Origin of the sequence: Apibacter raozihei (assembly GCF_004014855.1) — a bacterium.
GTDB classification, from domain to species: Bacteria; Bacteroidota; Bacteroidia; order Flavobacteriales; family Weeksellaceae; genus Apibacter; species Apibacter raozihei.
Map to the genome: position 1 here is coordinate 3074903 of NZ_CP034930.1, position 26121 is coordinate 3101023.

Here is a 26121-nt window from a genome sequence, read left to right on the forward strand (position 1 = left end):
TTTACATTATTCATTAATTATAGTTTATAAACAATCATTTTATCTTAAAATTTTAAAATGAACTTAGATTGTTTTTATAAAACATAAATATAGTCATAATTTATAATAAATAAATATAGTTTTACGTATTTTTTAGTATCAAAAGAAATAAATATTAAAACGAAGTATCTAACAATTTAAATATCAGCATTTTATATTTATTATTTTTTATTTTTATTTTTTCTTTTATCAATAAAAAAAGCCTGATTAAAAATTAATCAGGCTTTTTTTTATATAATAATACTTTATTCCCATTCAATAGTTGCCGGTGGTTTTGATGAAATATCATAGGCAACTCTGTTAATTCCTTTAACTTCATTAATGATACGATTAGATATCAATTCTAAAAATTCATAGGACAATTTTGACCAGGTAGCTGTCATAAAATCAATAGTATTTGCAGATCTAACAACAGCAGTATATTCATACGTACGTTCATCTCCCATTACCCCGACCGATTTAACCGGAAGTAGTACTACAAATGCCTGACTTACTTTATCATATAAATCATTTTTATACAGTTCTTCTATAAATATATCGTCTGCCTCTTGTAAAATTTTTACTTTCTCTTCATCTACAGCTCCCAAAACCCTAATACCCAATCCTGGACCCGGAAAAGGGTGTCTGTAAACCAATTCTTCAGGAATACCTAATTCTACCCCTACTTTTCTTACCTCATCTTTAAATAATTCTCGTAAAGGTTCTAATAACTCCAGTTTCATTTCATCAGGTAATCCTCCTACATTGTGATGCGATTTAATCACTGCAGATGGACCTTTTACTGATTGAGACTCAATAACATCCGGATAAATAGTACCCTGTGCTAAAAAATCTACATTTTCAATTTTGTGAGCTTCTTCATCAAAAACCTGAATAAATTCGTTTCCGATAATTTTTCGCTTGCGTTCTGGATCATCAACACCTTTTAGTTTGAAAAAGAAACGTTCTTCAGCATTTACCCGCTTAATGTTCATATGAAAATGCTCTCCGTAAACCTGCATTACTTTATCTCCTTCATTTTTACGCAATAATCCTGTATCAACAAAAATACAAGTTAATTGATTACCTATCGCTTTATGGATAAGAACAGCAGCAACTGAAGAATCTACCCCTCCGGATAGTCCTAAAATAACTTTTTTATTTCCGACCTTTTCTTTAATTCTCTTGATTTCAGCCTGAATAAAATCTGTTAATTCCCAATTTTTTTCACAATTACAAATATCAAAAACAAAGTGTTTGATAATTTCACTACCGTATTCAGTATGGGATACTTCCGGATGAAACTGTACTGCATATATTTTTCTATCATCATTTGCCATGCAAGCGATAGAGTTGGTTGAAGTTCCAATTAATTCAAATCCTTCCGGTAACTGGCTAACTTCATCGAAGTGACTCATCCAAACCGTTGAATTTTCTGGAACCCCTTCTAATAGTTTATTTTGTTTTGATATTTTAAATTCAGATTTTCCATATTCACCCTTTATTCCTTCACTTACTACTCCTCCTAAAAGTTTAGCAGTAACCTGCATACCATAACAAATTCCTAAGACAGGAATTCCCTTCTCGTACAGTTCTTTCTCTACCAGATTTGCATCCGGAGCATTCACTGAAGAGGGTCCTCCGGAAAGAATTATACCTTTAGGATTATGGCTTAAAATTTCATCCAAAGGAGTGTAAAATGGTAATATTTCAGCATAAACTCCAAATTCTCTTATACGGCGTCCAATCAATTGATTGTACTGAGAGCCGAAGTCTAATATAATAATTCCGTTTTTCATTAATATTAATTATTGGTTTATTAGTATGTTTTTTTTTAACAAAAGCTTTTAACATCATCCGGAGTAACCGGATCTCCTCCTAAAATGATTAACCGTTCCACTACGTTTCGCAATTCTCTGATATTCCCTGTCCAATCAAAAGATTGTAATAAATTTATAGCCTCTAAAGAAAATCGTTTTACTTTTGCTCCCTGCTCTTCTGCGATTACCTCTGAAAAATATTCAATTAATAAAGGTACGTCTTCTTTACGTTCTTTTAGTGATGGAACTTTTAATTCAATTACGGATAAACGATGAAATAAGTCTTCTCTGAATCTTCCATTTTTTATCTCTTCTTTTAAGTCTTTATTCGTAGCTGCTAAAACCCTCACATCAACAGATATTTCGCTATCACTTCCTACTCTGCTGACTTTGCCTTCCTGTAATGCTCTTAACACTTTAGCTTGAGCCGGTAAACTCATATCTCCGATTTCGTCTAAGAAAATTGTCCCTTTATTAGCCAATTCAAACTTACCTTGTTTATCTTTTACAGCGCCGGTGAAAGACCCCTTCATGTGTCCGAATAATTCACTTTCAATTAGTTCGGAAGGAATTGCTGCACAGTTGACTTCTATTATAGGCATTATGGAACGTTCACTTTTTTCGTGAATGGAATGTGCTACTAATTCTTTTCCTGTTCCGTTAGGACCGGTAATTAAGACTCTGGCATCAGTTGGAGCTACTTTATCTATAATTGTTTTTATTTCCTCTAGTTTTTTAGAGTTTCCAATCATTTCGTATTTTTTACTGACTTTCTTTTTCAGTAATTTATTTTGATTGGATAGCTTTTGGTTTTCATGTAACAGATTCTTTTTATCTAAGGCATTTCTAACCGCACTCAATAATCTTCCTAAATCCGGTGGTTTAGATATATAATCAAAAGCACCTTTTTTAATACAGTTTACTGCTATTTCAATGGTACCGTGTCCAGATATCATGATAAAAGGCAAAGTAGGTTTATCAGACATCACTAAATCCAATAATTCTTCACCATCCATTTTAGGCATTTTAATATCACAAAGAACCAAATCGAAATCTTCTTTATCTATTAATAATTTGGCCTCTGCTCCATCAGGAGCTTCACTTATTTCAAATTCTTTATTTTCATCCAAAAGAATATTTTTCAATACCCTTCGTATAGTTTCTTCATCTTCTACAATCAAGATTTTGGCCATAATATTAATAAATTTTAATTTGCAAAGATACTTGTTTTTTTTTGCTAAAAAAATCAACTCTATAGGTTTGAATTTTAAAAATATAATTCAAATATCAATAAAAGATATTATAGACCTATTTACTGTGAACATATTTATACTAAATTTGTTGTAATCATAAATAATGAAGATGAAACGACAAGCAGAAGCCATACTACCTACAGATTGGGGAGAATTCGAAATGATTGCCTACTCAGATGATAATTCTAACTGGATGCCTCATCTTGCCCTTATAAGCAAAAAAACTGATTTAAGTAAAACAGTGAATATCAGAATTCATTCTGAATGTATTACTGGTGATCTATTTCATTCTAAAAGATGTGACTGTGGTAAACAGCTGGATGCTGCTATGAAATATATTCACGAGAATGGTGGAGTTCTTCTTTATTTAAGACAAGAAGGCCGAAATATTGGTATAATTAACAAATTAAAGGCTTATAATCTTCAAGATCAAGGACTCAATACCGCAGAAGCAAATATTAAGCTTGGTTTTCCAGCTGATGCACGCGATTTTAAAATAGCAATTGATATTTTGAACGACCTAGGTATTGAATCAGTTAATTTGCTGACAAATAATCCTGAAAAAGTTCATTTTATTGAGGATAGCACAATTACATTAGAAAAAAGAATTCCTCTGGAAATTCATCCTGAAAAGGAAAATCTGGAATATTTAAAAACAAAAAAAGATTATTTCGGTCATTTTTTAGACCTGAAATAATCTTTTCTAAACCATTTTTTTATTAAAAAAACAACAACAAAATAAGTTGTGCCCCCATTATACGCATAAAGGTAGTCAAAGGGTAAACTGTGGCATAAGTAATTGCAGGTGCATCTGAACCCGCTGACTGGTTTGCGAAAGCTAATGCAGGAGGATCTGTGGATGCTCCCGCCATGAGTCCACATATTTCAAGAAAATTTAATCTAAAGAAAAACCTACCAACTAAAGCTCCGACAATTAAAGGTATTAATGTTATAAATACTCCATAAAGCATCCAATATAATCCTTCTCCTTCAGTTAGTGCTTTCCAGAATGTATCTCCAGCACCTAGCCCTACACTGGCCAAAAATAAAACAATTCCGATTTCTCTTACCATCAGGTTAGCGCTGCTTGATACATAATGAGTAACAGATATTCTACCTCCATAACGACTAATTAAAATAGCAATAATAAGAGGTCCTCCGGCTAACCCCAGTTTTACTGGGACCGGAATTCCTGGGAACTGAAAAGGTATGCTACCTACTAAAACTCCAATTAGTATGCCTAGAAATAATTCTGCAATGTGAGGAATTCCTAACTGTTTTTTTGAGTTTCCAAAATCTTTGGCAAGCGCTATAATATTTGCGTCTTCTCCAATTACTACCAGTGTATCTCCAAACTGAAGTTTGGTATTTCTGTCGGGTATAAATTCTACTCCTGCCCGAACAACCCTGGAAATTGTAACTCCATATTTATCTCTGATTCCTAATTCACCTAATCGTTTGGAATAGGCATAGGATTTAGTTACATTTATTTTTTTCGAAATGATGTTTTGTTTCTTTCCTTCGGAAGATAAGTCTATTTTAATTCTTTTTCCAATAACGCTCTCCAAAGCTTCCATGTCTTCAGCCGAACTGACAATTAATAATTTATCTCCTTCATTTAATACATATTTTTTATCCGGTGTAAAAATACCTTCATCATGTTTTACTCTGGAAACTACAAAGTTAAATTTCATTATTTTCCATAAAACCCTAAGTTCTTTTCCAACAAGAGCGGGATTAGTTACTTCCACAACAATTTTTTGCAGTGTGCTACCGGTTTTGTGTTTTAGCTGATTTAACCTAGTCTCTGCTATTATATCTACATGGAAAAGCTTTTTCATTAATAACATGGTAAAAATAATTCCTATAACTCCAAACGGATAAGCTATAGCATAACCTGTTGATAGTGTCTGCATAATACTACTGTTTTCAGAATGATCAACAACTAAATCTTTTATTGTTTGCTGTGCAGCTCCTAAACCGGGAGTATTGGTAACAGCCCCGGACATAATTCCTACCATGGTGGAAATGGATGTTCCGCTTATGTAGTGAATGGCAACTGTGACAATTCCTCCTGTCACTACTATAATAATAGCTAATAAATTGAGAGTCAGCCCTTCTTTCTTAAACGATGAAAAAAAACCCGGTCCTACCTGCAATCCTATGGTATAAACGAAAAGAATTAACCCAAATTCTTTAATAAAATGTAGAATATGTTCATTGATTACATAACCGAAATGAGAAACAAAAATTCCCATAAACAAAACAAAAGTTATCCCGAAAGAAATACCAAAAAATTTAATTCTTCCTAAGGCCACACCTACACTTATAACGAAACTGTATATTAATACAGTGTATGCAACCGATTCATGATTGCTTAACAAATCCCATAACCAATTCATTTCAGATATATTTTTATAAGAAACAAAATTAGATAAAAAACAGGACGCTAAGAATGATTCTAATCAGTAAAAAACCTGTTATTTGTAAGGTTATTTGAAAAGTAAAGGTAAATATTTTGAGTTAAACAGTTCATCTATGCTTTTAAATGTTTCTACTGGCTTGTCTAAATTTTTAGATGAATAAACATTTATATTCATTCCATTAGAATTACCGACCGATTCATCTTGTGTATCTGAAGTACTCTTATCCATATACAGTTCAAAATACTGGCCATCTATATTACCCATTGTAAGAAGTATTTCCGATTTTAAAAAGGTAATATTATAAAGGAATAATAATGATTTTTCAGTATTACTAAAATCTCCAGATTCTTTATTACTATCAATTTTACCTATAAGTTTTTCCTTATTCGAAGATAAAGAGTATGCATAAATAATTCCTTTTAAATCTCTCCTGAATTGTATTGTTTTTTCAGAGGTTCTGTAAGTAGCTATAACTATTTTTCTTGAATCAGAATTATTGAAATAAGTTTCATTTTTTACTTTAGTAAATTCAATAGGAATCATAAAATAGGAAACCACTTTTTTACCATTTAACTGAGCCGGAATTATGTTTATTTTACCTGATTGTATAGAATCTTTTAACTTGCTCATTGCTAATAAAGTAGACTTTTTTAGCTTTGAATCATTATTACTGTTTTCTGTAATTGAAACAAGTAAATCTTTATCCTCTGTCAAAACATACTCTATCCAGATTTTTCCTTCCGCTTGACTATTTTTCGCATCTGCAAAATGTGTAATGTTATATGTTATAAACTTTTTCAGTTCATATTCATTACAAATATCTTTATCCACAGGTAATGAATTTTTGCACTCTGGAAATTCTATATATCCTTTCAGATCTTTTTCCTGTGAAAAAAACACTACCGGATATAATATTAAAATTGTTATGTATTTTGCTATATTCAATCTTTTTTACTCAAATATACTATAATATTTTCAGGTCTATATTTAATTAATGCCTATTGTAAAAATATTTTATATATCATTTAATTTTAATCTTATCAATTTCAAATATTACTAAATTTTTCTTTTAATTTTTATTATTGTTTTGATTAATTTTGATAAAAAATAGTTTGATATGTATTTAACTTCTTCAGCCGAATGGCAAGATAAACTTTTACAGCGATTTTTAACTTATGTACGAATATATTCTACCAGTCAACCCGGAGAAGATATTACTCCCAGTACTTTAAGGCAATGGGACATAGCCAAGCACTTGTTTAATGAGTTAAAATCTTTGGGGCTTGAAGATGTAAGTATTGACGACCATGGTTATGTAATGGGATATGTACCTTCTACACATGAAAAAGATTTACCCACGGTAGGATTTATTTCACATTATGATACATCTCCTGACTTCAGTGGGGAAAATGTCAATCCGATAATTTGGAAAAATTATGATGGTAAAGACTTATTGCTAAATGAAAAAACTGGTTTTACCTTAAAAGTCCTTGATTTCCCTGAATTAAAGGAACACATTGGCGAAAGTATTATAACTACTGACGGGACCACTCTTCTGGGAGCTGATGATAAGGCAGGTGTAGCTGAAATTGTAACAGCTGCAGAATATTTATTAGCTCATCCAGAAATAAAGCATGGTCGTATTGCTATTGGTTTTACACCGGATGAAGAAATTGGTAAGGGTGCAGATTTATTTGATGTTAAAAAATTTGGTGCCGAGTGGGCCTACACAATGGATGGTGGTGAAGTGGGTGAACTGGAATATGAAAACTTTAATGCCGGAGGTGCAGTAATTTCAATTGTTGGTAAAAGCGTACACCCAGGATCCGCTAAAAACAAAATGGTTAACGCAGCTTTACTTGCAGTAGAGTTTTCAAATCTAATGCCAGCAAATGAAACTCCTGCAACTACTGAAGGATATGAGGGATTTTTTCATCTGACCCATATTACAGGAAATGTGGAAAAAGCCAAATTGCACTATATTATCAGGGATCATGATCGTAAGTTATACGAAGAAAGAAAATTGTTTATGATTGAAACTGTTAGTAATCTCAATTCCAAATATGGTGATAAAACTTTCAAAATTGATATTGAAGATCAATATTTTAATATGAAAGAAAAAATTGCTGATAAAATGTTTATTATTGACATTGCTGAAAAAGCAATGGATAAAGTTGGAATTAAAGCCAATATAAAAGCTATTAGAGGCGGTACTGACGGTTCTAAACTTTCTTATATGGGATTGCCTTGTCCTAATATTTTTGCCGGAGGTTTAAACTTTCATGGTCCTTATGAATTTGTACCGTTAGAATCTATGATAAAAGCTACTAATGTGATTATAGCTATTGCTGAAAGTATTGATTAAAAAATTATTAATAATTTATTCATTAAAGTATAACAAGGAGAGTATTAAATTCTCCTTGTTTTATTTTATAGGCAGGAAAAAACGAACCGGGTTTTTAAGGAAAAGCTTAAATGCTGAATACAAAATCTTACCCATTTCCCTGGTTGGAACATTAACAGATTTCATCGCTACCCAAAGCGATAAAGAAAAGCTTATTAAAAAATTGAATATACCAATTCCAAAAATACCTGCAATTCCTAAAAGAAAGTCTTTCCATGATATATCGAAATGAAAATAACATAAAGCTATTGCATAATTTCCTCCAGAGAAAGTTATATGCCGTATATCAAAAGGAATTCCTAAAAAATTTCCAACTAAAAATGCACAGCCTAGGCATAAACCTAAAAAAGCATTACCTGCTATACCCCCTATCTTATTTTCGTACCAGTTTACCCATTTCCTTCTTCTTTTTTCCTTTATAAATCTTTTTAAAACCGGGTGATGAAACAATCTTTCCGGTATATTATGATAACGGGTATAATTTTCTGTAATTCCTGATACTAAACCAGACATGAAAAGAAATATACCTGCTATAGCTCCAAACCAAAAAATTTTCCAATCCCACTTAACCACTTCATCTCTAAAAGCATGTGCTTTAGCCTGACTTATCAGTTCTACATCCATAAAATAGGTTATAGAGTAATAAATTAATGTTGCTGTTATAAACACTGCTACTACATTACCTATAAAGGCTATGAATTGGCTTCTGAACAACCGTGTAAAAAATAATCCGAACTCGGTGTAATCACTCGCCGACTTTTCATCTTGATTTAATGTATGAGCCAATGCCGCAGCTGTCATTGCCGGCTGTTTAGTTGCTAGCGTCCAGTGAAGTAAATAAATAGCTATAAACCCCCATGCATAATTAAAACTATATAGAACAGCCTGTATAAAAGGAGTATGTACGCTCATACCCATCTGGTTTTTTATAAAGCACAAAACAGCTACTAATAAACCTCCTCCTGCTGCGGAATAAAACATCCGAAGATATTCTCTAGGAGTTGAAGTAATATATTTTTCACCAATCTGACGATTGTGCCAAGTAATAAGAAACGTAACAACATATAGGGTACTTTGAAAAGAGTTAATAACCCCGCTTTTGGGAGAATAAAAACCTAACCAGTTTTTAGTTATATGAGCCATTGCTATTGATAATGGTTTGTCATCCAGCAGATATAAGGCATTCAATAAAATACTCAACCGCTCCAGTTGTTGTCTTAAACGAGTAATCTTTATAGTTATTCTTAATGAAATTCCTTTTTTTTCTTTTTGACCTACCAGATTATCCAGATATAAAAGACATAATTTAGTCTGATGCTTTAGCTGATCAATTTTATCTGAATTAATAATTTCATGATCCTGAAGCGTGCGTATAAGGTTTAGTGTTAATTTCTGAAAAGGATTTTCTTCTATTCCTTTGATATAACTCATTTTAAATACTTCGGGATCTGCAGCTCCACCTATAATTCTATCTATTAAAATTATAGCTCCTTCCCTGATTTGTTTTTTAACATATTCTCTGTTACATATAACTGTATCATCGTTAAATAAGGCTTCGTAAAATTTAATCCATCTATCAACAGGTATAATTTTAACAAAGTTGTGATTTCCATTTGAATACAAGACTTCATTACTTAACGAAATTAAAGTTTGATCATCGGAAATTTGCGGAAGTATTTTGTTTCCAATTTGTCTAAAGAATAAAGTTACCAGCTTATCATCAGAAAAAATTCTAAAATCAGTCATAAACTTCTGCATATGCAGATTTCTGAACAAAGGAGATAATTGTTCCAATAACTTTTCTTTTATTATTGGATTGGTATTAATTGCTTCAGTTAAAAAATCAATAAATTCAATTGAATTATCAAAATCTCTTTTACCATATTTAATCAAACTTAATAAAAAATTTCTCTCTCCTGTTTTCGTTAAAATGGTTTCTAATTTTTCAGTCATTTTCTCTTTTTCAGAATAACAAATATATTAAAAATTAATTTCATTAAATAGTATATTATCCTTAATTTATAATTAAATCAATATTTTTAGTTAAATTTTATCATTATTGTTAGTTTAAATAATACTACAACTCTTTTATTTGATTAAATTGTTTTTTTATTATCATTTTAGATTTATTTTATTTTTTTAATCTGTGTTAAACTTAAATATCCTTTTAAATTAAACTACTATTTATTAAAAAATTATTGATTTTTAATTTGGAAAAAGGAACTCTTTAATTAAAAAAGTTCCTTTTTCTACAATTTATTTTATAAACAGAATGCTAATTGATATTTAAAGTAAAATCCCTGTTTATTATAACGATTAATTAAAAAATAATCTTTTACACTTCTAAAAGTTCCGCAATTTCTTTAAGACCTTGCATTCGTGCCTGAGATGCTGCTGTATTTCCTCGTATATCTTTTATTTCGGGATTTGCTCCGTGTTTCAGTAATAATTTCACAAGATTTTTTCTGTTAAATGTTGCTGCATATACCAATGCCGTTGCTCCGCTGTGATTAACTTCGTTGATATTGGCCCCTTCATTTATTAAATTTTCTGCTATTTCTTCAAAACCTTTGAAACAAACTCCCATCAGCGCTGTATTTCCTGAAGCATCTTTTTCATCGATTAAAGGATGTAATGAAAGCAAATACTTAGTAATTTCTAAATTTCCATAATAGGTTGCCAGTAAGAGGGGAGTTGAACCTCTTCCATCTTTAGAATTTAAAAGAGTAATATCTTCATTTAGTATTTTTTTAACCGTCTCAGTATCCTCAGATCGTATTGCCTGAAACAATATTTCTTTATTTTCCATATGATTATAATCTATATAAAAGCTGTACCCAATGATTTTAGATATCAGTCTTTCATATATTTTTTATTATTAAATTCCTAAAGCTTTTCTCACACCATTTCCGTATTCAGGATCGGCAGCATCAAATAATTTCAACTGACGTTCTATAACTTCTCTTGAAACACCAGCCATAGCATCTTTAATATTATTAAACAATCTTTCTTTTTCTTCCGTACTAAATAAACGGAACAAATCTCCCGGTTGTTTAAAATCTCCATAGGTATCATTTTCTTCATAACGAGTAGCATCACCCTCAATTTTTAACGGTGGTTCCAGATAAGAATGATCTTCAACCGGTCCGTTTTTTGAATTAGGCTCGTAGTAAGCATCCGGATTTTCATTAAAATTATCAAAAAAACGCATTGCTCCGTCTTTATGATAGTGGTTAATTTCGGCTACTGCATGGTTTGCTGGTAGCATTTCATAATGAGTTCCAAGTCTATACCTATGAGCATCTGCATAGGAGAATATTCTTGCCTGTAACATTTTATCCGGGGAAAAACCTATTCCCGGTATTACGTTAGAAGGAGAAAATGCAGCATTCTCTATGTGCTGAAAATAATTAGACGGATTTTCGTTCAATTCCATCAAGCCTATTTCTACTAAAGGATAATCTGAATGTGGCCAAACTTTGGTTAAATCAAATGGGTTATAAGGTGTTTGGGTAGCTTCTTCTTCCGGCATAATTTGAGCATAAACTTTCCACTGAGGAAAGTCTCCTTTTTCAATTGCTCCATATAATTGTTCCTGATAATATTCTCTTGTTTTGCCGTTTATTTTTTCTGATTCTTCGTTGGTAAAGTTTTTAATTCCCTGCTGGGTTTTAAAATGAAGCCTTATCCAAAATCTTTCACCATTATTATTCCAAAAGGAATAGGTGTGAGAACTAAATCCGTGCATATGCATCGGAGTTTGGGGTATTCCTCTATCAGACATAAGTATTGTAACCTGATGCAAACTTTCCGGAGTTAATGACCAAAAGTCCCACATTGCTTCATTAGAACGTAAATTAGTTCTTGGGTGTCTTTTCTGAGTATGAATAAAATCGGGAAATTTATAACCGTCTCTTACAAAAAATACGGGAGTATTATTCCCCACCATGTCCCAGTTACCTTCTTCTGTGTAAAATTTTAATGCGAAACCTCTCACATCTCTTTCAACATCAGCTGCTCCCATTTCACCGGCTACCGTAGAAAATCGAGCTAACATGCGAGTCTGTTTTCCAATCTGTGAAAATATTTTAGCCCTTGAATATTGAGTAATATCATTAGTTACTGTAAAAGTACCATATGCTCCCCAACCTTTTGCATGTACAACTCTTTCAGGAATCCTTTCTCTGTTTTGATGTGCTAATTTTTCTAACAATTGATAATCTTGTATCAAAACGGGCCCTCTTTGTCCTGCTGTTATTGATTTTTGATTACTCGCTAAAGGATTACCTGCACTGGTGGTTAATTTCTTCTTGCTCATATAATAAGTTTTTTAATCTTTAAATGATGTTTTAAAGGTAGATACATTTATATATTTACAATATATATGGATATCTCTTCTTTAAATTTCAAAATAGAAATAATCTATTTGAAATAATTAGTTGTTAGCAATAAAATATTATCTATTATCATACCAAAAAACATTTGAAAATAGATAAAAAGCTCTATATATCCTTATTTATATTTATTAAAAATAAAAAAGCCTTTAGTATATCTAAAGGCTTTTTTATTTTTAATTAAAATTCTATTTAAGATATTCTAAGATATAATTATAATTTCCTGCTTCATATACTACTGATACATTTGGTGCACCTGTAATAATTTTCCTGTTTGTTGCATCGAAAGAATATACTGTATTGGTAAACATTTTTTTATCTTTATTATATATAGTCACTCTATATAAGGATGTTATGGCACTTGCTGTATCTGCTGGTAAATCACTCAAAGTAATTTGTGTGGTGCTACCATCTGCTGTAAATGAACCTTTAAAACTATATATAGGATTGCCATCTATTGATAGATTTGTCTCCATCTCAGAATGATTAACAATTTCTTGTCCTCCTAATTTTCTCCATCTACCTGCATTGATATTAAAAATACCATCTCCTCCATCTTCTTTTTTACCACCTTTTGGATTTGAAAAATAATAAAATCCAGGTGTAACTTTAACTTGTTCACCTTGACCTGTTAAAGTCGTTCCTATGACAGAATTAAACGCCAAAACACCATCAAAATAATAACCATTTACTATTGAACGTTCAACTAGCGATAAATCAAAGGTAAAATTAGTTAAGTCCGTTCTAGGAAAACCGATGAGTTTTCCATAATTATTTACTTTTTTTCCAAATAAACTAGCATCTAAAAAATAATTTGAATCTTTTAAGGATTCTTTTACTTCTGAAAAACTTAAAAGTTGTGCTTTACTGTTTACACTAAATAAAACAGTTAAAATTATTAATACTTTATTATACATAATATTTATTTTTAAATTTAATCTCTTCCCGCCATTAGATACCATTTAGTTCCATCAGAATATAGATGTAAAGCTGCTCCATAGGTTAAATACTTAGTTGATAATGGAGAGCCATCAAATGTCAGCATTTGCCCACAATTATTGTATAAATAAAGCGTACCAATAATTGCTGATGCAGATGGAAAATTAAGCGTACTATTACTAACACCAGAGGGATTTACTAATTCAATATAATTATATGAAGCATAACTTGTCCAATCAACTGTTTGAGATACATTGACGGTTGTCGAATTAGGAGTAAAACTTCCTTTACCATAATCTTTAGCTTCTGACGATGCCGGGGCTACAGCTGTCCATTTTAAGGTACTGCTATTATAATAGTAAAACCCAGTACTGGTTATATCGGCTGTTTTTGGTGTAGATGTACCGGATATATCAGTAATAAATATCAAAGCTCCATTTTGATCAGCTGAATACACTGTGTCTTTAGCTGCTAACTGAACTCTTGTAATTCTAGGAACTAGAATACCATCCTGAACTGATGGTTGATCTGGTTTACCATCAACCTGTAATGTGACTTTTGGAATGGCATTTTCAACAGTATTAATTCCAACCTGCGCATTTATTAATGAACAAATTCCTAAAATCATTGTTGATGCTATTAAACTTTTTTTCATAACTTAATTTTATTTATTATAACAATTTAGATTTCGTGTTTAATTATTTTATTACATAAAATAATTCATTTTGAATATAAATATAAAATAAGTAATATAATAATATTAGTGTATACTTAATATATTAAAAATTAATATTTAACTATAATATCACACTATTTAATATTAATAAACCACTTATTACACAACAATAATTTATAATGTTTAAAAGAACTTTTACTTAAGATAGTGAAATTTATCAATATAGTAAATATATATTTTTTTTTACCCCATAAGCATAAATTAATAAAACAAACTACCTTAGTTTAGTATAAAATACTAATCACAAAAGTCTAACATTTTTCATAAAAAAACAAATTAAATTTGATATTTTTATGAAAATATAAAATAAATTTTTTTTTTATTTGTTTAATACAACATAGAATACCATATAATATAAATTCATTTGTCATTAAAGTCATTTTTTATTATTAACTAATAAGACATTTCTAAATTTTAACAAATTATTTTATAAATGATACGTAACCAATTCAGTTTACTATCATATGGTAACTATAGATATTTAATATAAGAATAAAGTATACAATACATAAAATGATTGTACTTATATAATACTTAAAGTAGATTTAAAATGAGTAAGAATATAAGCTTATTATTATAAAACTTTTAATTTTGCAAATTTCAATAAAAGTTTCTTTTCACCTTCATTTTCAAATTTGATAAGAGCTTTAGCATTCTCCGGATCGCCTTCAATAGCAAGGACAACTCCTTTACCAAATCTATCATGCAAAACTTCATCCCCTGTATTAAGATTTGATATAGATCCACCCACAGGATGGGATATTTTGGCATTATTTATAGGTTTTAAATTCTGTGATACCGGTGCAGTTTTAGTTTCTTTAATTTTCTGATATTTAGGATTGGGACCTTTGGGGTACCGAGGAGCAAAATCGTCGTCAAATAAGTCTGAATCTAAGCCTGAATTGTTTTTAAATGCATTCCCAAATTCGATATTTAATAGTTCTAAATGTTTATCACTGATTTCTTCCAAAAATCTGCTAGGCTCTCCATCCACAATTTTCCCCCATCTGAAACGGGTGGTAGCATAGGTAAAATAGGCCTTTTCTTCGGCTCTGGTTAAAGCTACATAAAAGAGACGTCTTTCTTCTTCCAAATCCTGGCGAGTATTCATTGACATTTGAGAAGGAAATAGGTTTTCTTCTAAGCCAACAATAAATACAACTGGGAATTCAAGGCCTTTAGCCAAATGAATGGTCATAAGAGAAACTTTATCTTCTTCTTCATCACCGTTATCTAAATCGGAGGCCAATGCAATATTTTCTAAAAAATAATTTAAGCTAGGATCTCCTTCATCTAGTTGTCTTTGCTCATCTACGAATCCTTGAATGCTATTCATTAATTCCTGAATATTTTCAACCCTTGATATCCCTTCAGGGGTATCGTCTTCTTTCAGATTTTTTAAAAGACCAGAAGTAACAGCTACTTTCATTGCTACTTCATAAACATCTTCGGTTTTAAGAAGTACCTGAAAACTCTGAATCATAGTCCAAAAATTGGAAAGTTTATCCGTTGTAGATTTATTTAAACCTATAGCCTGACCATACATAGCTATATTTTCTAATATCTCATCCAGCGTTTTACCTTGTTGATCTGCTCCAACTATTAATTTATTTAAAGTTGTATCTCCAATACCTCTTGCCGGATAATTTATAATACGTAAAAGGGCCTCCTGATCTTTAGGATTTACTAATACGCGTAAGTAAGCTAATAAATCTTTTATTTCTTTTCGCTGATAAAATGATAATCCTCCAAATACCCTGTAAGAAATATTTTTTTTTCTTAATGCCTCTTCAATAGCACGTGATTGAGCATTTGTCCTATATAAAATGGCAAAATTCTTATTTTTTCTTTGCTGGGACATTTTTAATGAAAATATCTCTGCAGCTACATAATTCGCTTCATCTGCATCTGACAATGCTCTATAAATAGGAATTTTATCTCCGGATGGATTTTGTGTCCAAACATTCTTTTCTAATTGTTCCCTATTCTTGGATATAACTTCATTTGCAGCTTCTACTATAACCTGAGTTGAGCGATAGTTCTGTTCCAATGGTATTACTTTTGCATCAGAATAATCTTTTTGAAAATTCAGAATATTTCTAATATTTGCTCCTCTAAAAGCATAAATCGACTGCGCGTCATCACCCACTACACAAATATTTTCAAAACGAGAAGCCAATGCTTTTACTATAAGGTATTGAGAATGGTTGGTATCTTGGTACTCATCTACCATAATGTATCGAAATCGATCCTGATATTTAGCCAAAACTTCAGGAAATCTTGTGAGCAATTCGTTGGTTCGAAGCAATAAATCATCAAAATCCATTGCTCCAGACTTAAAGCATCTCTCTACATACGATTTATAAATTTCACCAATCTTAGGTCGCATGGCAGCAGCATCTGCTTCCATTAATTCTGGGTTATTGTAATAAGCCCGGACTGTTATCAAATTATTTTTATAAGTAGATATTCTGCCCAACACTTGTTTCGGCTTATAAATGTCAGTATCTAACTGCATTTCATTAATAACCTTTTTTAAAACATTGACGCTGTCCTGTGAATCATATATTGTAAAATTAGATGGAAATCCTAATTTTTGAGCTTCAGATCTAAGTATTCTTGCAAACACGGAGTGAAAAGTACCCATCCATAAATTTTTTGCTTCCGTCCCTCCTATCAATGAAGATATTCTTTCTTTCATTTCTCTTGCTGCTTTATTAGTAAAAGTCAGGGCCAAAATATTAAATGAATCTACACCTTTGTCAATCAGGTGAGCAATACGGTATGTCAAAACTCTTGTTTTACCGGAACCGGCTCCAGCAATGATCATTAAAGGTCCATCTGTGGTACTAACGGCCTGTCTTTGAACTTCGTTTAAGTCTGCAAATAAATCTTTCATACAAGGCACAAAGTTACGGAAATTTGTGTTTTTGTCTGCTTATTTTTTTTAATCCCCAACAGGTTAAAATTTACCTTATACAAATTTTAAAATTTTAAGTTTACATTCTTATGTTAAAAAAAAGAGACTTATTTCGTATAAATAATATACTCTTTAGATGTATAAGTAATTGAAATAAAAATCTCACAGATATAGACTGTGAGATTTTTATTTGAAAAAGAATTAAAGAGATATTTTAACTCCCAATAATTTATAGAATTCTGATAGTAAAGCTGCATTGCCCGGCCAGGCTGGCGATGTCACTAAATTTCTATCTAAAACAGTATCTGCAGGGCCTACTTTTTTATAATTTCCTCCTGCCAATATTACTTCTGGTCCTACAGCATCGTAGCATGTAAGTGTTCGTCCTTCAATTACATTAGCAGCTGTAAGCACCTGTATACCATGACAAATAGCAGCTACCGGCTTATTATTTGAGAAAAAATGTTGAGTAAACTCAATAATTTTATTGTTTAATCTAATATATTCCGGCGCTCTACCTCCGGTTATAAATAATCCATCATATTCACTGACCTGAACTTCTGTGAAAGTTTTATTAATTACGAAATTATGTCCCCGCAATTCCTGATATGTTTGAAATCCTACAAAATCATGAATAGACGTAGCAATAATATCTCCCGATTTCTTATCAGGGCATATAACATCAACTTCTATTCCAATCGAAAGCATTGCCTGATAAGGAACCATGAGTTCATAATCTTCCACAAAATCACCGGCAAATAGCAAAATCTTCTTCTTCATAATTTTTAATACTAATTTAAAAATTAAAATAATACCTTAACAACAAAAGTATTAAAATTAAATTTCAACATTATTAAAACATAACATTGAATGATTTCATCTAAAATCAGTTTGTTCTAGAATTTCAATTTGATTGATAAGATTAATTCCTAATATTTCTTTACCTTGTAAATTAAGATGCAGATGATCATTAAATAAGTTTAAATTATTTTTATAATTTGGAACTACAGCATTAATATTAAAGTAGAACATTGAATCTTTGTATAAATTTTTCTCTAAACTATTATTAAAATATTCATTGTAATCATCAATATTATCTAAATTTCCTTTATTGTTTAACATTGCAAATATTTTAAACCTTAATTGTTTAAGTTTGGAAAATTGTTCATATTCTTCAATAATACCATAATGTGGTATGGAAACAACAATAGGTATTATTCCCTCTTTCATAAGAGTTTCAATAATTAATTTTAAATGATATGCATAATACTTTTTTCCCATTTGTTTATTGGTATCATTAACTCCTGAAATTATTATACAATATCTTGGATGCTGATCTATAACTTTTTTGGATGAGTAAATATCGTTTTTACTTTTATATAAATTTTGGTAAATTTCTCTAGTAGTTGCCCCTTGCTGTCCTGAAGCAATTATATGAGATTTTATATTTTTTTGTTTAAATTTACTTTGAATTATCGAATCCAAGCTTCCATATTCAACCCAACTATCTCCAATTATCCCAATTTTTAAAATTTTATCAGTACCTTTTTTAGGATTAAAAAAATCTTTATCATACAAATTCTCAGAAAAATGAAACCTATACTCATAATACGAATATATTGAAATAAACAAAACACTTACTACAAAAAGTAAACTAATTATTTTGTATTTATAAATTCTTTTTTTCACAATACTCATTTCTATACAAAAGTATTATTAAAATTCAAATTTGTGAAATTATTAATATTTAATATTAAATTTGCAATGTGAAATTTGTACAGTCATTATTTTTAGTTTGTCTTATTCTTTTTGCAAACATGAACTTTTTTGTGTACCAGAATTGGTGCCATGGAGAAAATATTGGCTATACTATTAACTCAAAAAAATTTAATAAGGCTCTCAGGGCTTCTACGCATAAAGAAAATACAAGTTTTAAAAAAGATAATTGCTGTAAAGATGTATTAATTAAATCTCATAGTCAATCTCTCTTTTCTACAGACAGCGGTTTTATATTATCAGTTTTAAATATTAACGGAATTATTCAAGAATGGAATTGGGATTTTACATATGTATCACGCCTGGAACAAAAAATTATTCCGGGTCTATGTCCTAATCCTCCTCCAAAAAATAAGCAACTCTTTAAGCTATACTGCAGGTATACATTTTACGGTTAGTTTTTATTTGATTTTCGATTCATTAACATAATAAACTCAATCTGATCTGATTTGATTGGTTGAATTATGAATTATTATTTATTAAAAAAATCAAATGAAAACATATATAACATTATTATTTATAAGTGTGGGAATGCTAGTTTCTGCACAACATTCAATATTGAAAGGTAAATTATTTACATCTACAGAAGATGGAATATTAGTGCCTATAAATGGTGCCGATGTTCATTGGAAAGAGCATCCCGTTATGAAAACCGTAACCGATAGTCTTGGCAATTTCGAACTCATGTATCATGCCGGTTTATATAACATAATTGCTGAAAAAGAAGGATTTGTTCAGTTGGAAATGAAAATAGAATCTGTTAATGAACCTGTAGAGCTTTTTATGGAGGCTGAAAAAACTGCTGGAGAAAAATCTTTAAACGAAATTATAATTCGGGAGCGAGCCAAAGCTGTATCTATAAAATCAAACTCAGTATCGCTTACTTATACTATAAATAAATCGGAACTACTTAAAGCTGCTTGCTGTAACCTTGCAGAAAGCTTTGAAACTAATCCTACTGTAGATGTGTCTACAACCAATGCTGTTACGGGCTCTAAGCAAATAAAACTTTTAGGTTTAGATCAAAAGTACACCTCTATAACCGTCGAAAATATGCCTGAAGTGCGTGGACTGACTTCTGCTAATGGTATTAATTACCTTCCCGGCACCTGGATTAATTCGATACAACTTACTAAAGGGGGAAGTACGGTAAACAATGGTTATGAAGGTATTACAGGACAAATTAATACTGAACTACTTAAATTTAAAGATAAAAATTTTACTCATATCAATTTTTTTGGTAATCAAAATGCAAGGCTTGAACTCAACGTAGTCAATGCTACTAAACTTGATCGTGATTGGAGCAACACATCACTTATCCATTTAAACGGTCGTTTTTCCAAAGAAGATATGAATCATGATGGTTTTCTTGACATGCCCCTTTCCAAACAGGTAAATGCTATGAACATTCTCCGGTATGATGGTATACAAAAAAATGGATGGGGATCCATTTTTGCAGTCCAGGCATTATATGATAAGCAGATCGGTGGTGAAAAAAAATTCAGAGAATCTACTGACAGACTTACGCAAAATTATTATGGACTTGGTATTGAAAATTCACATTTTGAAATCTGGAATAAGACAGGTTATGTTTTTTTAAATAAACCCTATCAGAGTATTGGATTACAGACTAAATACATCCATCACAATATCGACAGCTATTTTGGTCAAAGATTATATAATGGAAACCAAAATACGTTTTTCGCTAATCTGATTTTTGAAAGTATTATTGGTAATACTAATAACAAATATTCACTGGGTGCGAGTTATCTGCACGATTCATATAATGAAGATTTTGAAAATGTAAATTTTAATAGAAATGAAAGTGTTCCTGGTTTGTTTGCGGAATATACCAACACTTCTTTAAAAAACTTAACTGTTGTTGCCGGAATACGGAGTGACTTTCATAATCTAGCGGGAACTCAGATTCTTCCACGTTTAAACGTAAAATATTCTTTATTCCCTAAAACCACTTTACGTATGTCTGGCGGAAGAGGTATGAGAACCGCTAATATATTTGCTGAAAACATGCAATATTTTGCTTCATCCAGAAAACTACATATTAAACAAAATAATGGAGATGTCTATGGCCTTCAACCTGAATTTGCATGGAATTATGGTATTAGTATGATACAGGATTTTAATGTAGGTAAAGTTAAAAATACATTTACCATCGATTTTTACAGAACTGATTTTACTAACCAGGTGCTTACAGACCTTGATCATTCTGCTCAGGAATTATGGATATATAATCTTGAGGGGAAATCATATTCGAATTCGTTTCAAGCCGTATGGGATATTTTTCCTATTCAAAATCTTGAATTGCATTTTGCCTATAAGTGGTATGATATAAAGGCTGAATATATGGATGGAAAAAAACAGGTTCCGTTTACTTCTAAAAACCGAGGGTTATTTACGGCTTCATATTCAACAAATGAAACCGACAAAAAAAGCAAATGGGTATTTGATTTTACTTTGCAGTATATAGGAAAACAAAGGCTTCCTGATACTTCCAGAAATCCTTTAGAATTTCAAAAAAGAGCATATTCTCCAGACTATGGACTTATGAACGCTCAAATTTCCAGACATTTTTCAGAAAAACTTCGTCTATATATTGGAGTAGAAAACTTAGGGGGTTATAAACAAAATCATCCGATTATTGATTCGGAGAATCCTTTTGGTTCTTATTTCGATACCTCAGTAGTTTATGCACCTATTGTTCCGGCCATGTTTTATGCAGGTTTTGATGTAAAATTATAATTAAAATGATAAATAAAAAAGCTCAAATACTATGTATTTGAGCTTTTTTATTATTTGCTTTATTTTAAAGCTAAATTAATAATTTCTTCTAAAATTATTTCTAGGTCTTTCTTCTCTTTCTCTTGCTTGGGAAACGTTAATTACTTTTCCGTCTACTTCTTTTTGATTTAGTTCTTCGATTGCTTTTCTTGCATCATCATCTGCCATTTCAACAAAACCAAATCCCCTTGATCTACCTGTTTCTCGATCGTTAATAATTTTAGCAGATTGTACATCTCCGTATTCAGAAAATAGGTCATGTAAATCTTCGTTTGACAACCTGTAGTTCAGGTTTGAAATAAAAATGTTCATATAAAAATATTAAAATTGATAAAAAAATTGTTTGAGAAAAAAATCAGACTAAAAACTATTTAATTGGGTACTAAAGTAGAAGAAAGTATAATGAAAATCTCAATGCGCTAATGTACATATTTTTTATTGAGAAACTACTATTTTATTGTTTTATTTTTTACATAATTAAAATTTAAATAATTAATTATGCTTTCATAATAAAAAAACTCTGAATAAAGTTTTATTCAGAGTACTATTCATATATTGTTTTAATATAAATTAATATAATAAATCCTTGGTTTTATTATCATTAATTTCCAGATTATAAAGAGTTTAGAAATGCTAGTAAAGACTCTCTTTTCTCAATGCTCAGAGCTTTAAATTTTTCTTTAGATGTTTGTGCTTCACCTCCGTGCCAAAGGATAGCTTCTGTTAAATTGTTTGCCCGGCCATCATGTAAAAACATTGTATGACTATTTACTTTATAGGTTAAGCCGATTCCCCATAATGGAGGAGTTTTCCACATGGTACCATCTGCCCGGAAGTCTGGCCGATTGTCTGCAAGGTTTTCTCCCATGTCATGTAATAACATATCTGTATATGGATAAAATGTTTGATATGACAATGTACTTACTGGGTTATATCCTGTTTTTTGTTTAGGTGTGTGACATACTGCGCAATCTAATTTTTCAAACAATGCTGCGCCTTTTTTTACCTGAGAATTGTTAATATTTCTTGGTGCCGGTACAGCTAATGTTCTACAGTAAAACTCAAGATATCCAATGTGTTCATCACTAATTTCAGGATCATCATCTAACCCATCCAACAATACCGGGTTATTTTCGTAAGGTCTGTAGGAGCTGGTGATTCCCATATCTCCGTGTAATGCTCCTATAGTTTGCACTAAAACCGTTGGATTATTACCTTTCCATCCGAACCTACCTAAATCCATTTTTTGATTCACTTCATCCCAAACCCAATTTGCTATACCTTTAATTCCATTTCCATCTTTATCTGTGGGATCTTCCCTACTAAGTATATCCTGTACAGGAATGCTTTCAAGTAATCCTAAGCCAAAAACGGGTCTTCCTATCCTTGGAGAAAGCATATAACTGGCAGGTAATTTTGCTAACGGATGAATATCTATTAAGTAATAATTAGGCTTTTTTAATACAACCTGAGTTCCGTCTGCTAATGTTTCTGTTATTTGCGTGTGTGTAACTTTAAATCTTGCTTCTGGTTGAAATCCATAAACAGCCTGATTTTGAATCTGATCACCGAAAAAAGGATCTGGTTTAGGTCCGCCATGTTCATTGGTTCCGGGAATACTAATTCTTAAAAAAAATCCGCTTAAATCATTTATACTGGAGGGAAATGGTGCTCGTCCATCGCGTGGATGGCAAGATTCACATGATCTGTTATTATAAACCGGCCCCAGCCCTGGTCGTACAGGATTAGGCGCTTTTACAAAGTTAGCTTCAAACAACACATCCCCTCTATCATGTTTATAAATTTCGCCAGATGAAAGTCCATCAATCCTTTCTCCATAAGCTAGGTATGAGGTAGAAAATGTTGTTGTTGCTCCACCTGCAAATAAACGATCGCTTATATCTAATTGTTCTTCATCAACCACTGGTACATTTAATTCATCGTCTGAACAAGAATAACTTATTATAAGCAGTAGAGTTAAAATTATCTTTTTTAAATCTGTGTATTTCATGTTAGTTTTTACCATTTTATTTTTAAGTTAAAATGGCTGTTTTATTTTAAATTGGTTTTATTTTGAAAAGTTGTTAGTCTTAGAAATTATTTTGAATATACGGCTTAAGCTCCTGATCAATTATCAGTTGCAAATCATTAACTTTTTCCTGTGCTTGTTCTACTGCTGTAGGATTATTTATAACTGCATTGGTAAAATTGCCTAAACTTTTTATACTAGCTATTGCAGCATCCATGGCATTAATGATTTTAGTATCCAAAACAGGATTTTTGTCTTTCAGCAGGTTAGACAGAGAAACTCCTGAAGAAGTTCCGTATATTCCCGTATAGCTATTTTTAACTCCTTGAATATTATCTGCAAAATCTGTTACGGAATTTTTACTGAATCTTGATTCTTCTTGTGTTAAGTCAGCACTGGCTCCTGGAATAGGATTTCCACTTTCATCTTTTGGAGCTAATACATTCCCAATTTTTTTATTAGCAACTTCTCCTGTAATTTCCTGCATTCCCTCAATTAATTGAATCAATACATCTTTATAAGTTAAAAAATCACCTTTGTTGCCTACACTTGGAGAGGTAAATGTATAGTAGTATTCCTGTTCCCAAGCATCTTTAACGGCTTTTGTTTTAGCTACTAAATTTTGTGCTACCGCTTTAGCGAATTCTAATTCTCTCGAATTAGTAATTTTTGTTTTTTCGATAAAATCTACCCGTTGATTTTCCATTCTTTCCGCCCAAAGCATATATTCTAAAGCATGAAACCCTCCTGTATTTTCCCCGTCAATAACTTCTGCGGTAATAGGTTTATTGTTATCCAAAATCTGATTGGTGGTTGTAACATCTATAGGCCAGGTATCAATAGCATCATCAACATTTTCCACACAAATTGAATTATGCTCTCCATGAACCGGACCAAATAAGAAAGCTTCAGAGTTTTCCCATGCTACACGAGCTTTTCTCCAAGCTTCTTTAGCTGTATTCAAAGTTGTTACATCATTAAGCTGAATAGCATTAACAGCCGTTTGTAGTTCCAATGTCTTAGTATATAAATCTCTATAATTCTCTACAATTCGATCAGCATTGTTTGCTACAATGTTTTCAATTTTTTTTTCTTCTGCTACTACCGGAATATCGTTTGAATCATTGTTACTGCAATTTTGAAAAAAAAGGCTTCCTGCAGTGGCTAAACTTAGATAAAATAAAATTCTTTTCATTTTTGTTATTTTTATTTATTTATTAAAATTTAAAACCTAATCCTAGGCTAAATGTATTTTCTTTTTCGTGTTGTTTAGAAACAGCTAACGTATTACGATCTTGTTTGTAAGAACCCAGTACTCTGGTGGCAAAATGTGCTTTTAATACTACCTGAGGGGTTACAAGCCAGTTTATACCTGCAGTGTATACATTACGTTTCCATCTTGGTTTTTTCACATATACTCCTTCTACTCCCTGCATGGTATTGTAATAATCATATCTGATAAAAGGATAGAGTGCCTGGTTTGTATTTTTGAAAAAAACCGGAAGTATATCGTAACCAATCTCTGCTGCTATTCCTAAGGCATTTTTACCTACAGGAGTTCTTTTATTTCCTAAACTTTTAGGTGAATACTTATTTGCTAGAGAAATTACATCTGAATTTTGTATATCTCCATATAAAAAACTTGTATTAAATCTTAAGCGTTTTTCATTGTAGGTAAGATAAGCTCCTATTATTTTCACGTAACCTTTTTTATCTCCTATCCTAAGCTCGTTTTTCTTAGGTCGGTTTGCATTTGCATCATTTATATAAGCATAAATACCCGCATAGGTATCTTTATGAGTACCAAATTTATAATTTATAGCTCCTGATACGGCTACACTTTCTGCATTTGCCATTTCGAACTTGGTCTGCTGTCCTTTTTTAATCCAATTCTTTGAAGAAAATTCAGATGAATCCAATCCATTGGTAAATGATAATTCGTAAAACCAATGGCTGTCTATAAAACCATAGAACTGAATTCCGTTTTCATACCAGCCTAATGGAAGCATAGTATTTTCCATTTCCGGACGATAAGCTGTAAAATATTGAGTCGGCGCATCTAATCTTTGTGCCAATCCTATATGTATTTTCATTCTTCCCAGCTTAATTTTCATCCATTTTTTTATGTCAAAATTAATATACAATTGTTCGAGATTTACTTCTCCTCCCTGTTCAATTTCCTGTTCAAATTCTCCGGCTTCTTCATCTACATCATATTCCATAGTTGTTCCTACACCTCCATGTTCAAACTCAATCTCTGATCTCATACTTAGCCAATCGTTAAATCTGTATCCTAAATATAAATTCAGACGCTCCAGGTCTGTTTGATTTTTCAAATACGGATTTGTATCGTATTTATTGTTAAAATAGTTGATTGCCCCGTATCCGTTTAAAGTGAAGTTTTTTAAACTAAAGGCTGGATTTTTGTCGTTAAGATCTTTTTTTAATTCAGAAGCTATTTCAGCCCTTAATTCAGCTTTAATTTCTTCCTTAATCTTTTCTCTCTCTAAAGAGTCTATAGATTTTGTTTGGGATTTAACAATGATCATAACATTGCATAAGAGCAATAAGCAAAGGAACCTTTTCATATTGGAAATTTGTTAGTTT

20 protein-coding genes are annotated in these 26121 nt (G+C 31.2%); 4 read left to right on the forward strand and 16 right to left on the reverse strand.

Annotation, left to right across the window (positions count from 1 at the left end; genetic code table 11):
• Nucleotides 1-284: 284 nt before the first annotated feature.
• Together guaA and EOV51_RS13700 are read right to left on the reverse strand one after the other, a co-directional pair.
• A complete protein-coding gene (gene guaA / locus EOV51_RS13695; RefSeq protein WP_128153092.1) occupies nucleotides 285-1817 on the reverse strand; it encodes a glutamine-hydrolyzing GMP synthase in 1533 nt (510 codons plus the stop codon).
• A 35-nt stretch (nucleotides 1818-1852) separates the two neighbouring features.
• On the reverse strand, nucleotides 1853-3031 hold the full coding sequence (locus EOV51_RS13700) for a sigma-54-dependent transcriptional regulator (RefSeq protein WP_128153093.1): 1179 nt from the start codon (nucleotides 3029-3031) through the stop codon (nucleotides 1853-1855).
• A 169-nt stretch (nucleotides 3032-3200) separates the two neighbouring features.
• Between EOV51_RS13700 and ribA the strand changes: the two genes are divergently transcribed.
• Nucleotides 3201-3788 (forward strand): GTP cyclohydrolase II, encoded by a 588-nt coding sequence (gene ribA / locus EOV51_RS13705; protein ID WP_128153094.1) that lies wholly within the window; start codon nucleotides 3201-3203, stop codon nucleotides 3786-3788.
• Nucleotides 3789-3810: 22 nt separating this feature from the next.
• On the opposite strand, the gene EOV51_RS13710 is transcribed toward ribA, so the two are convergent.
• Entirely contained in the window at nucleotides 3811-5493 is a 1683-nt protein-coding gene (locus EOV51_RS13710) for a putative transporter (RefSeq protein ID WP_128153095.1), read from the reverse strand.
• Between the two features lie 90 nt (nucleotides 5494-5583).
• A complete protein-coding gene (locus EOV51_RS13715; protein ID WP_128153096.1) occupies nucleotides 5584-6462 on the reverse strand; it encodes a hypothetical protein in 879 nt (292 codons plus the stop codon).
• 172 nt (nucleotides 6463-6634) lie between these two features.
• On the opposite strand from EOV51_RS13715, the gene pepT reads away from it, so the two are divergent.
• A complete protein-coding gene (gene pepT, locus EOV51_RS13720) occupies nucleotides 6635-7882 on the forward strand; it encodes a peptidase T (RefSeq protein WP_128153097.1) in 1248 nt (415 codons plus the stop codon).
• Nucleotides 7883-7942: 60 nt separating this feature from the next.
• On the opposite strand, the gene EOV51_RS13725 is transcribed toward pepT, so the two are convergent.
• From EOV51_RS13725 to EOV51_RS13760, 8 genes are all read right to left on the reverse strand, one after another.
• Entirely contained in the window at nucleotides 7943-9874 is a 1932-nt protein-coding gene (locus EOV51_RS13725; protein ID WP_128153098.1) for a site-specific recombinase, read from the reverse strand.
• A 382-nt stretch (nucleotides 9875-10256) separates the two neighbouring features.
• Nucleotides 10257-10730, reverse strand: a complete 474-nt coding sequence (locus tag EOV51_RS13730) for an ankyrin repeat domain-containing protein (RefSeq protein ID WP_128153099.1) — start codon at nucleotides 10728-10730, stop codon at nucleotides 10257-10259.
• A 69-nt stretch (nucleotides 10731-10799) separates the two neighbouring features.
• On the reverse strand, nucleotides 10800-12239 hold the full coding sequence (locus EOV51_RS13735; protein WP_128153100.1) for a catalase: 1440 nt from the start codon (nucleotides 12237-12239) through the stop codon (nucleotides 10800-10802).
• A gap of 264 nt (nucleotides 12240-12503) precedes the next feature.
• Nucleotides 12504-13232, reverse strand: coding sequence for a hypothetical protein (locus EOV51_RS13740; RefSeq protein ID WP_128153101.1), 729 nt, complete (start codon nucleotides 13230-13232; stop codon nucleotides 12504-12506).
• Between the two features lie 17 nt (nucleotides 13233-13249).
• A complete protein-coding gene (locus EOV51_RS13745) occupies nucleotides 13250-13909 on the reverse strand; it encodes a hypothetical protein (protein WP_128153102.1) in 660 nt (219 codons plus the stop codon).
• Between the two features lie 655 nt (nucleotides 13910-14564).
• Entirely contained in the window at nucleotides 14565-16889 is a 2325-nt protein-coding gene (locus tag EOV51_RS13750; RefSeq protein ID WP_128153103.1) for an ATP-dependent helicase, read from the reverse strand.
• Between the two features lie 222 nt (nucleotides 16890-17111).
• A complete protein-coding gene (locus tag EOV51_RS13755; RefSeq protein ID WP_128153104.1) occupies nucleotides 17112-17690 on the reverse strand; it encodes a DJ-1/PfpI family protein in 579 nt (192 codons plus the stop codon).
• 96 nt (nucleotides 17691-17786) lie between these two features.
• Nucleotides 17787-18599 carry an SGNH/GDSL hydrolase family protein gene (locus tag EOV51_RS13760; protein WP_128153105.1) on the reverse strand — a complete coding sequence of 271 codons (813 nt, stop codon included), beginning with the start codon at nucleotides 18597-18599 and terminating at the stop codon, nucleotides 17787-17789.
• A 77-nt stretch (nucleotides 18600-18676) separates the two neighbouring features.
• Here EOV51_RS13760 and EOV51_RS13765 point away from each other — a divergent pair, with 77 nt between their 5' ends.
• Nucleotides 18677-19084: an HYC_CC_PP family protein gene (locus tag EOV51_RS13765; protein WP_128153106.1), complete on the forward strand. Its 408-nt coding sequence runs from the start codon at nucleotides 18677-18679 to the stop codon at nucleotides 19082-19084.
• A gap of 94 nt (nucleotides 19085-19178) precedes the next feature.
• Complete coding sequence (locus tag EOV51_RS13770; protein ID WP_128153107.1) at nucleotides 19179-21446, forward strand: TonB-dependent receptor plug domain-containing protein; 2268 nt, start codon at nucleotides 19179-19181, stop codon at nucleotides 21444-21446.
• Between the two features lie 75 nt (nucleotides 21447-21521).
• Here the strand turns inward: EOV51_RS13770 and EOV51_RS13775 are convergent, their stop codons facing one another.
• From EOV51_RS13775 to EOV51_RS13790, 4 genes are all read right to left on the reverse strand, one after another.
• Nucleotides 21522-21797: an RNA recognition motif domain-containing protein gene (locus tag EOV51_RS13775; protein WP_128153108.1), complete on the reverse strand. Its 276-nt coding sequence runs from the start codon at nucleotides 21795-21797 to the stop codon at nucleotides 21522-21524.
• 301 nt (nucleotides 21798-22098) lie between these two features.
• Nucleotides 22099-23496 (reverse strand): di-heme oxidoreductase family protein, encoded by a 1398-nt coding sequence (locus EOV51_RS13780; protein WP_128153109.1) that lies wholly within the window; start codon nucleotides 23494-23496, stop codon nucleotides 22099-22101.
• Between the two features lie 79 nt (nucleotides 23497-23575).
• The gene (locus EOV51_RS13785; protein ID WP_128153110.1) at nucleotides 23576-24709 is read right to left on the reverse strand and encodes an imelysin family protein; all 1134 of its coding nucleotides are present in this window, start codon (nucleotides 24707-24709) and stop codon (nucleotides 23576-23578) included.
• A 22-nt stretch (nucleotides 24710-24731) separates the two neighbouring features.
• On the reverse strand, nucleotides 24732-26102 hold the full coding sequence (locus EOV51_RS13790) for an autotransporter outer membrane beta-barrel domain-containing protein (RefSeq protein ID WP_181951003.1): 1371 nt from the start codon (nucleotides 26100-26102) through the stop codon (nucleotides 24732-24734).
• Between the last annotated feature and the right edge of the window lie 19 nt (nucleotides 26103-26121).